Consider the following 8,428-nt stretch of genomic DNA (forward strand, 5'->3'; position numbering starts at 1 on the left):
GGCCCGGGACCTTAACTTTCGTCAGGTTCCCCTTGGGTCTATCAGCCGATGTCCGGTGGCCGCCGCTCCTCCAGAATCCGACACATGACCGAGGAGACAGCGGCCGTGAGGGCATCCGGCCTGAAGAAGAGGTACGGATCCGGTGACGCCGCGGTCATCGCGCTCGCCGGTGTCGATGTCACTTTCCGCCGTCAGAGGTTCACCGCGATCATGGGCCCGTCCGGCTCCGGAAAATCGACGCTGATGCATTGTGTCGCCGGCCTCGACAAGCCGGATGAGGGAGAGGTCTGGATCGGGGGTACCAGGCTGGCGGGGCTGAACGACGACCAGCTCACCGATCTGCGCCGGGAAAAGGTCGGATTCCTGTTTCAGACCTACAACCTGCTGCCGACCCTGACCGCGCTGGAGAACATCACGCTGCCGTTCGACCTGGCCGGCAAGAAGGCGGACATGCGGGTCATCGACGCGATCGTCGACGCCCTCGGCCTGGGGGATCGTCTCGACCACCGTCCCACGCAGCTCTCCGGAGGCCAGCAGCAGCGGGTCGCCTGCGCGCGGGCGCTGGCGGCGGAACCGGAGGTCGTGATCGCCGACGAGCCGACCGGGGCCCTCGACTCCAACTCCTCCGACGAGCTGCTCGGCTACCTCAGGCGCAGCGTGGACGAGATGGGCCAGACCGTGGTGATGGTGACGCACGAGCCGAGCGCCGCGGCCTACGCCGACCGTGTGCTGTTCCTGGCCGACGGCAGCATCGTCGACGAGATGCCGGCCCCGACGGCCGACTCGGTCCTCGACCAGATGAAGGCCCTGGAGAAGGTGGGCCGCTGATGCTCAAGAGTCTGCTGCGCGATCTCCGTGCGCATAAGGCCCGGGTGGCGATGACCCTGGCGGCCATCGTTCTCGGGGTCACCGCGACCGTCGCGAGCTGGGTGGTGAGCGACTCCTTCTCCGCCTCGCTGGCGGCCAAGGAGCAGCGTTCGGGCGTGGCCGCGTCGGTGGGGAGCCCGCCGGAGAACGAGGCGGCGCTCACGCCAGCGGACCGGGCCCGGCTGGCGCGGGTGGCGGGCGTCGCACGCGCTGACGGGGTGGTCGTTGGACGCGCCGGGCTCGTGGGACCGAAGGGCAAGCTCGTCAAGGCCGAAACGGTGCCCGACCACGCCGGCACCAACTGGGCGGGCGCCGACCGATTCCGGCTCCGGGACGGGAGGGCGCCGACCCGGCAGGGCGAGGTGGCCCTCCAGCGGGACGTCGCGAAGAAGACGGGCTTCAAGGCGGGCGACACCGTCACCGTGCTGGTGTCGGGCGGCCGTACCGACCGGGCCGTCGTCACCGGCGTCTTCGACTACCGCAACCTCGGCCCGACGGAGGCCGAGGAGAAGGTGACGCCGCCGGACCACGTGCCGTCTCTCGCCTACGATGACGCGACCGCCCGACGGCTCCTGCGCGGCGCCTTCCAGCGGGTGGAACTGACGGCGCGGCCCGGTGCCGACCCGAAGGCGATCGCGGCGGCGGCGCGCGCCGCCGCCCCGCGCGGCAGCCTCGTCGCCACCGGATCCCGGCTGGCGGCGGCGGGCGACAAACAGATCGACAAGGAGGCCGGCAGCCTCCGCGTGACCATGCTGCCGTTCGCGGCCATCACGCTGATGGTGGGCATGTTCGTCATCGCCAACACCTTCGGCATGCTGATCAAACAGCGGACGCGGCAGTACGCGCTGCTGCGGGCCGTCGGCGCCAAGCGGCGGCAGGTGCGCTGCTCCCTCATCCTGGAGGCCTCCGTGCTCGGGCTGATCGGCGGCACGCTGGGCGTCGTGCTCGGCACCCTGCTCGGCCCGCTCCTGGTCGCCGCCATGCAGCCCGACGAGGACCTGAAGTTCGTGCTGAGCCCCAGCGCCACCCTGCTCGGGTACGGGGTCGGCGTCGTGGTGTCGGTGCTGGCCGCCTACGGTTCGGCCAGGCGCGCCGCGGCCGTCCCGCCGGTGGCAGCGCTGCGGGTCGAAGGGGTGATCCCGCGCGAGACGAAACGGCTGCGCATCATCATGGGGCTCGGCGCCATCGCCGCCGGGGCGGTGATGGTCTTCGCCACAGCGGGCCCCGGCGTCTCGAACCAGGCCCGGATCATCGGCACGGCGGGTGCGATCCTCGCGACCGCCGGTGTGCTGCTCCTGGGGCCCTTGCTCGCCGAAAGTGTGCTCGGCCCGTTCGCCCGGTTCGCCGGGCGGCGGGGTGGTCCGGCCGCCCGGATGGGGCTGCGCAACGCCGCGCGGGATCCCCGGCGCACCGCGGGAACGGCCTCCGCGATCACCATCGGGCTCGGCCTGGTCTGCGCGTTCGCCACGCTCAGCGCGACGTTCACCGCGCTGGTCGGCTCCACCACCCGCGCCAACACCCCGGCCGGGACCGTCGTGCTGCAGTCGGCGGCGGGCGGCGATTCCTCGCTCACCCCGGCGGAGATGGCGAAGGTCAGGTCGCTGCCGGGTGTGAGCGCGGTGGCCGGCAGCCGTGACATGAGCGTCAAGCTGCGCCACTCGGGCGGTGAGACGCCGAGGTTGATCTCCGCGATCGAGCCGGCCGCACTGCACAGCGTGCTGTCGCCGAAGATGGTCAAGGGTGTCGCCGACCTCGCCAAGGGGGCCGTCATCGCACGCAACCAGGCAGACATGCTGGGGCTGAAGCTCGGTGACCGGATCGTTCTGACTCCCCCCGGGACGACCTCGATCGACACCCGGGTGGTGGGGGTCTACGACGCCACCGAACTGCAGGCGAGCCTGTTCATCGACGTGGACGCCATTCCCGCGCCGCTGCGCGAGGACGTCACCACGATCTATGCCACCGGCTCGGATCCCCAGGCGGTCCGGCAGACCATCGAGGCCGCCTTCAAGGACCGGCCCGAAGTCGCGATCACCGACCGGGACGGACTCGCCGAGCAGGGCCTGGACGAGCAGAAGCTCGCCTTCACCCTGATGTACGCCATGTTCGGGGTCGCGATCGTCATCGCGATCTTCGGCGTCATCAACACCCTGGTCCTGGCGGTCATGGAACGCACCCGGGAGATCGGCATCGTGCGGGCCGTGGGGGCCAGACGTTCCCTGGTGCGCTCGACCATCGCGGTGGAGAGCACCGTCATCTGCCTGTTCGGTGCCGTGCTGGGAATCCTGGTCGGCGTCACGGTCGGCGCGGTGCTCCAGCACGTCGCGCTCGGGCAGCGGCTGTGGGACCTCACGATCCCGTTCGGGACCATCGCTCTGGCGATCGGCGGCCTCATCGTGATCGGGATCGGCGCCGCGCTGTGGCCCGCCCAGCGGGCCGCCAACACCGACGTCCTGGCCGCGATCTCGGCCGAATGACCGTCGGTGCCCATGACCCGGTCCGCCCGGCGCCCCCCGGGCGGACCGGCCGCACGACGCGGGAGACGCAGATGATCACTCTCAACGGGCTGACCAAGCGCTACGGCGACAAGACCGCCGTCGACGACCTCTCGGTGGAGATCCTGCCGGGGCGGGTCACCGGACTCCTCGGCCCCAACGGCGCCGGCAAGTCCACCACCATGCGAATGATCGTCGGCCACGACCACCCCACCTCGGGGCGGGCACTGATCAACGCAGAGCCCTACGCCGCACTGCGGCATCCGCTGCGCGAGGTCGGCGCGTTACTGGACGCCAAGGCGCTGCACCCCGGCCGCAGCGGGCGCCATCACCTGCGCGTCATGGCGAGCAGCAACGGGATCCCCTGGCGGCGCGTCGACGAGGTGATCGGCATGGTGGGGCTGGACAAGGTCGCGGGGCGGCGTACCGGCACCTTCTCGCTGGGCATGAGCCAGCGACTGGGCATCGCCGGCGCGCTGCTGGGCGATCCGGAGATCCTCATCTTCGACGAGCCGGTGAACGGACTCGACCTGGAAGGGGTGCGCTGGGTGCGCGGGCTCGCGCGCTCGCTGGCCGCCGAGGGACGGACCGTCTTCATCTCCAGCCATCTGCTGAGTGAGATGCAGCTGACCGCCGACCACCTCGTGGTCATCGGGAAGGGCCGCCTCATCGCCGACGAGCCCATCAAGGAGGTGGTCGCCCCCGATTCCGCCGCGGCCGTGCGGATCCGCAGTCCGGAGGCCGAGGGTCTCAGGGCGCTGGAGTGCTGGTTCCGGGTGGCGGGACGCACCGTTGAGAAGGCCGCCGCGGACGCGCTGACCGTGCGCGGTACGACCGTGGAGGAGGCCGGGGACGCCGCGCACGAACTCGGGGTGCGGTTGCACGAGCTCCGCGGGGAGACCCCCTCTCTTGAGGACGCCTACCTCCGCCTGACCACGGGACGCGCGGAGTACAGCGCGTCGCCCCGGCCCAGCGGCGCCGAGGCCGAGGGGAGGACGGGGCGATGACCGCGGATGTGAGTTCTCCGGCCCGAGGCGATCGGCGATCGCCTCTCGGGACGCCCAGTGGGGGCGGATTCGCGGGGGCGGCCATCGCGGAATGGCTCAAGCTCTGGACGGTGCGCTCCACCTGGTCCTGCCTGCTCGGTGCCGTCGTTCTGCAGATCGGCTACTCCGTGATCGTGGGCCTGGCCGGTCGCTCCCAGGAGCGGTCGGGCACGTCGGACGCGGCGAACATGACCGTGCCCGAGACGGCGGTCGGCGGAACGCTCTACATGGCGCAGTTCGCGGTCATCGCGCTGGTCGCGCTGAGCATCGCCGGGGAGTACGCAACGGGCGCCATCGGCCCGTCGTTGCTGTGCGTTCCCGTCCGCGGCCGGCTGCTGGCGGCCAAGAGCCTGGTCATCACGCTCGTGCTGTTCGCCGCGGGAGTGCTCCTCGCCGTGCTGGGCATGGCCGTGGCCGCGATGACACTGGGGGGATCGGGCAAGGAGACCACCGGGAGCGACCTGCTCGCGCACACTCTCGCCATCGGCGCCTACCTCGCTCTGGCGGCCGTCGTGGTCGTCGGGATCGGCGCCGTCATGCGGAGCATGGCCGGCACGCTGACGGCGACTCTCGTGATCATGCTGGTGGTGCCGGTGGGCCTGATGCTCACCAAGGCGGACGCGCTCGTCGCGGCGGCGGACTTCCTCCCCGGGCCCGCCGGGGTGCACCTGATGTACGGAAGCACCGGCCCGTACGGCCGGGGCGTCGCGCTGCTGGTGCTGGCGGGCTGGGCCGCGCTGGCGCTGGTCGCCGGGTACGCGGTGCTGCGGAGGCGCGATGCTTGATCATGGAACCGCGCTCGACGGGCGCGCCGCAGGCGCGGCCCGGCCGCGACCTGGCGACGACGGTGACCGCACGGTCCGCGACGGCGCGTTTCTCGCGAAGGGCACATCCATGGGGCCGAAGCCGGCGAAGACCGTTCTTCCGGGGCTGGTCCTGGGGCTCTCCGCCCTGGGGGAGAACGAGCTGTGGGGAGATGCCGGGCTTGAGCCCTGGCAACTGATCCTGACCGCCGTGCCGGTCGGCGCCGCGCTGTACCTGTGCCGCCGGATCCCGACGGTCTCCTTCTTCGCCGTCGCGGTGGTCATCATGGCGCAGCCGCTGAGCACCCCGGCGCTGACCACCCCCATCCTGCTGTCCTATCTGGCAGTCCTGGCGATCATGGCCTACCACGCGGGGTACACCGGCGTGGCCCGGCGGGCGTCCTGGCGGCTGCCCGTGATCTTGACGGCCGCGACGGTGGTCGGCTCCGGAGTCGTCGCCGTGCTGACGGGCGGCCCCAACGGCTGGGGATTCGGCCTCACGATGCTGGCGCTCTTCGGGTTGGTGCCCGCGCTGCTCGGCCGCGACCGGAGCAGGCAGCGGGAGCTGGTCCGCTCGGGCAGGAATCAGGTGGCGCGGCTCGAATGGGAGCAGCGCATCATCGCCCGGCAGACGCGACTGCGCGAACGGGCGCGCATCGCCCAGGACATGCACGATTCGCTCGGTCACGAGCTGAGCCTCATCGCGCTGCGGGTCGGCGCCCTGGAGGTCGCACCGGACCTGAAGGAACGCCAGCGGGGCGTGTTCGGCGAGCTGCGGTCGGCGGTCACGGCCGCCACCGAGCGGCTGACGGAGATCGTCGGGGTACTGGGCGACGACACCGAGCCCCCGGCCGAGGACCCGGCGCAGCGCGACATCCGGCGGCTGGTCGAACGCGCCCGGGACTCCGGCATGGAGATCGACCTGCGGGTCACCGGCGAGCAGCACCGCCCGCCGGCCATGATCGAGAACGCGATCTACCGGGTACTCCAGGAGGCGCTGACCAACGCCGTCAAGCACGCGCCCGGCGCCCCCGTCCAGGTCGTCCTCGACCACCGCGAGACCGAGTCGGTCGTGACGGTCCGCAACGATCGCCCGGCGACCGCCCGGGACTTGCGCCGCGGCGGCGGGCAGCGCGGGCTGACCGGGCTCCGCGAGCGCATCCGGCTGCTCGGCGGCACGCTCGACGCGGGCGCGCGCGATGGCGTGCACCAGATCAAGGCTCGACTGCCGCACGGGCGCGGCGCGGAGACGGGAGAGACATCATGACGATCCGCACGCTGCTGGCCGACGACGAGGCCATGGTGCGGGCGGGGGTACGGGCCATCCTGGCCGCCTCCCCCGAGATCGAGGTGGTGGGCGAGGCCGCGGACGGCCGGGAGGCGATCGACCTCGCCCAGCGCCTCCGCCCGCAGATGGCCCTGCTCGACATCCGGATGCCCGTCCTGGACGGGCTGGCCGCCACCACCGAGATTCTCAGGACCGTCCCCAGGACGTCCGTGCTCGTCCTCACGACCTTCGGCGACGACCTCCACATCGCCCGTGCGCTGGGCGAGGGGGCGAGCGGTTTCCTGCTGAAGGCCGGGGATCCGCGCGAGCTCATCACCGGTATCCACGCTGTCGCGAGCGGTGGGGCCTACCTTTCCCCCTCGGTGGCGCGCCGTGTCATCACCAGGCTCGGCGGCCCGGACCGGATGTCGCGCGTCGCGTCCGCCCACATCCGGGTCGCGGCGCTCACCGACCGGGAACGAGATGTGCTGGCGCTGCTCGGCGTGGGCATGTCGAACGTGGAGATCGCCCGCCGGTTGTGCGTCGTCGAAGCGACCGTCAAGACCCACGTCAGCGCGATCCTCAGCCGCCTGGGGGTCCACAACCGGGTTCAGGCGGCCCTGGTCGCCTATCAGGCCGGCCTCGTCGACACCAATCCCTAGTGCCACGGCGCCATGCATTCCTTAAATGACCTGGATGGAGGCGGGCTGATCGGCGCGCACCAGGACCGTGCCCCAAGGGGCCTGAAGACGGTCGAACAGCTCCCGCGGCTCTGGGCCCGGATCGGTGTCCATGGGCCGGCCTGGGGGTCCCGGGCTAATACAACGAAGGACCAGCGGGAAAGCGGCGAAGCCGCTGACCAGACTGATCCTGGGTCGGGGTGGGCGATACTGGGATTGAACCAGTGGCCTCTACCGTGTCAAGGTAGCGCTCTCCCACTGAGCTAATCGCCCGGAGCCGCTGCCTCGGGGGAGGCACGGCGGATCGAGGTGGAGACGGGATTTGAACCCGTGTACACGGCTTTGCAGGCCGTTGCCTCGCCTCTCGGCCACTCCACCAGAACAGAGACCTTCTGGTTCACAGCCTGAAAGGCCCCTCAGAGCGGAAGACGGGATTTGAACCCGCGACCCTCACCTTGGCAAGGTGATGCTCTACCCCTGAGCCACTTCCGCCTGCGCTGCCCGATGGCCCGGCCCTCGCGGGCCCGCCCCCTTGCGGCGACGGGGAAAACATTAGCGCGTCCTGGGCCGTTCCCCAAACCGGGTTTCCCGGCGAGGCGCGGGGAGACGCTTCGACGCAGGTCGAAGCGTGGGTCGCCTACCCTCGTGGGCATGTCCTCCGAACATGTCCTCGATGCCGACTTCGCCCCGGTCGCGGCGCTGATGGCGGACCGGGCGCGTGCCGCCATGCTGACGGCGCTGCTGGACGGGCGGCCGCTGGCGGCGGGCGAGCTGGCCCGGACGGCGGGCGTGAGCGCCCAGACGGCCAGCGCGCATCTCGCGCGGCTGCTGGACGGCGGGCTCGTCACGGTGATCAAGCAGGGGCGGTGGCGGTACTACCGGCTGAAGGGCGCCGAGGTCGCGCAGGTGATCGAGGCGCTGTCGCGGATCAGCCCGCCGGTGCGGGTGCGGAGCCTGCGGCAGTCGCGGGACGCGCGTCGGCTGCACGAGGCCCGGACGTGCTACGACCATCTGGCGGGCGGGGCCGGGGTCGCGCTGTTCGCGGCCCTGCTGGACGGCGGGATGATCGAGCCGGACGGCGGCGAGACGTACGCGGTGACGGAGAAGGGCGAGGAGCGTCTGGAGGCGCTGGGGCTGGACCTGGCCGCGGTGCGGAAGGCGCGGCGCCGGTTCGCCTGGCACTGCCTCGACTGGACGGAGCGGCGGCCGCATCTGAACGGGGCGCTGGGGGCGGCGGTGACGGAGCGGATGATCGAGGTGGGCTGGTTCG

Annotated in this window: 7 protein-coding genes and 3 tRNA genes; 7 read left to right on the forward strand and 3 right to left on the reverse strand. The window is 71.7% G+C overall.

Going from position 1 to position 8,428, the window contains the following annotated elements; genetic code table 11:
- The first annotated feature begins 84 nt into the window (after window positions 1–84).
- The 6 genes from E1298_RS17555 to E1298_RS17580 all read left to right on the forward strand — a co-directional run bounded on the left by E1298_RS17555 (window position 85) and on the right by E1298_RS17580 (window position 7,140).
- Window positions 85–828, forward strand: a complete 744-nt coding sequence (locus tag E1298_RS17555; protein ID WP_131894519.1) for an ABC transporter ATP-binding protein — start codon at window positions 85–87, stop codon at window positions 826–828.
- On the forward strand, window positions 828–3,344 hold the full coding sequence (locus tag E1298_RS17560) for an ABC transporter permease (RefSeq protein ID WP_131894521.1): 2,517 nt from the start codon (window positions 828–830) through the stop codon (window positions 3,342–3,344). The genes E1298_RS17555 and E1298_RS17560 overlap by 1 nt, the downstream gene beginning before the upstream one ends.
- A gap of 71 nt (window positions 3,345–3,415) precedes the next feature.
- Complete coding sequence (locus E1298_RS17565; protein WP_131894523.1) at window positions 3,416–4,369, forward strand: ATP-binding cassette domain-containing protein; 954 nt, start codon at window positions 3,416–3,418, stop codon at window positions 4,367–4,369.
- Window positions 4,366–5,193 carry an ABC transporter permease gene (locus tag E1298_RS17570; protein WP_131894525.1) on the forward strand — a complete coding sequence of 276 codons (828 nt, stop codon included), beginning with the start codon at window positions 4,366–4,368 and terminating at the stop codon, window positions 5,191–5,193. Before E1298_RS17565 ends, E1298_RS17570 begins: the two co-directional genes overlap by 4 nt.
- Window positions 5,186–6,478, forward strand: coding sequence for a sensor histidine kinase (locus E1298_RS17575; RefSeq protein ID WP_131894527.1), 1,293 nt, complete (start codon window positions 5,186–5,188; stop codon window positions 6,476–6,478). Before E1298_RS17570 ends, E1298_RS17575 begins: the two co-directional genes overlap by 8 nt.
- Window positions 6,475–7,140 carry a response regulator gene (locus tag E1298_RS17580; RefSeq protein WP_131894529.1) on the forward strand — a complete coding sequence of 222 codons (666 nt, stop codon included), beginning with the start codon at window positions 6,475–6,477 and terminating at the stop codon, window positions 7,138–7,140. The genes E1298_RS17575 and E1298_RS17580 overlap by 4 nt, the downstream gene beginning before the upstream one ends.
- A gap of 219 nt (window positions 7,141–7,359) precedes the next feature.
- Here the strand turns inward: E1298_RS17580 and E1298_RS17585 are convergent.
- The 3 genes from E1298_RS17585 to E1298_RS17595 all read right to left on the reverse strand — a co-directional run bounded on the left by E1298_RS17585 (window position 7,360) and on the right by E1298_RS17595 (window position 7,650).
- A tRNA-Val gene (locus tag E1298_RS17585) sits at window positions 7,360–7,431 on the reverse strand.
- A gap of 34 nt (window positions 7,432–7,465) precedes the next feature.
- Window positions 7,466–7,536, reverse strand: a tRNA-Cys gene (locus tag E1298_RS17590).
- A gap of 42 nt (window positions 7,537–7,578) precedes the next feature.
- A tRNA-Gly gene (locus tag E1298_RS17595) sits at window positions 7,579–7,650 on the reverse strand.
- Between the two features lie 159 nt (window positions 7,651–7,809).
- Here E1298_RS17595 and E1298_RS17600 point away from each other — a divergent pair.
- On the forward strand, window positions 7,810–8,428 hold a 619-nt coding region (locus E1298_RS17600), incomplete at its 3' end, for an ArsR/SmtB family transcription factor (RefSeq protein ID WP_165975508.1).

Origin of the sequence: Actinomadura rubrisoli (assembly GCF_004349215.1) — a bacterium.
Lineage (GTDB): Bacteria > Actinomycetota > Actinomycetes > Streptosporangiales > Streptosporangiaceae > Spirillospora > Spirillospora rubrisoli.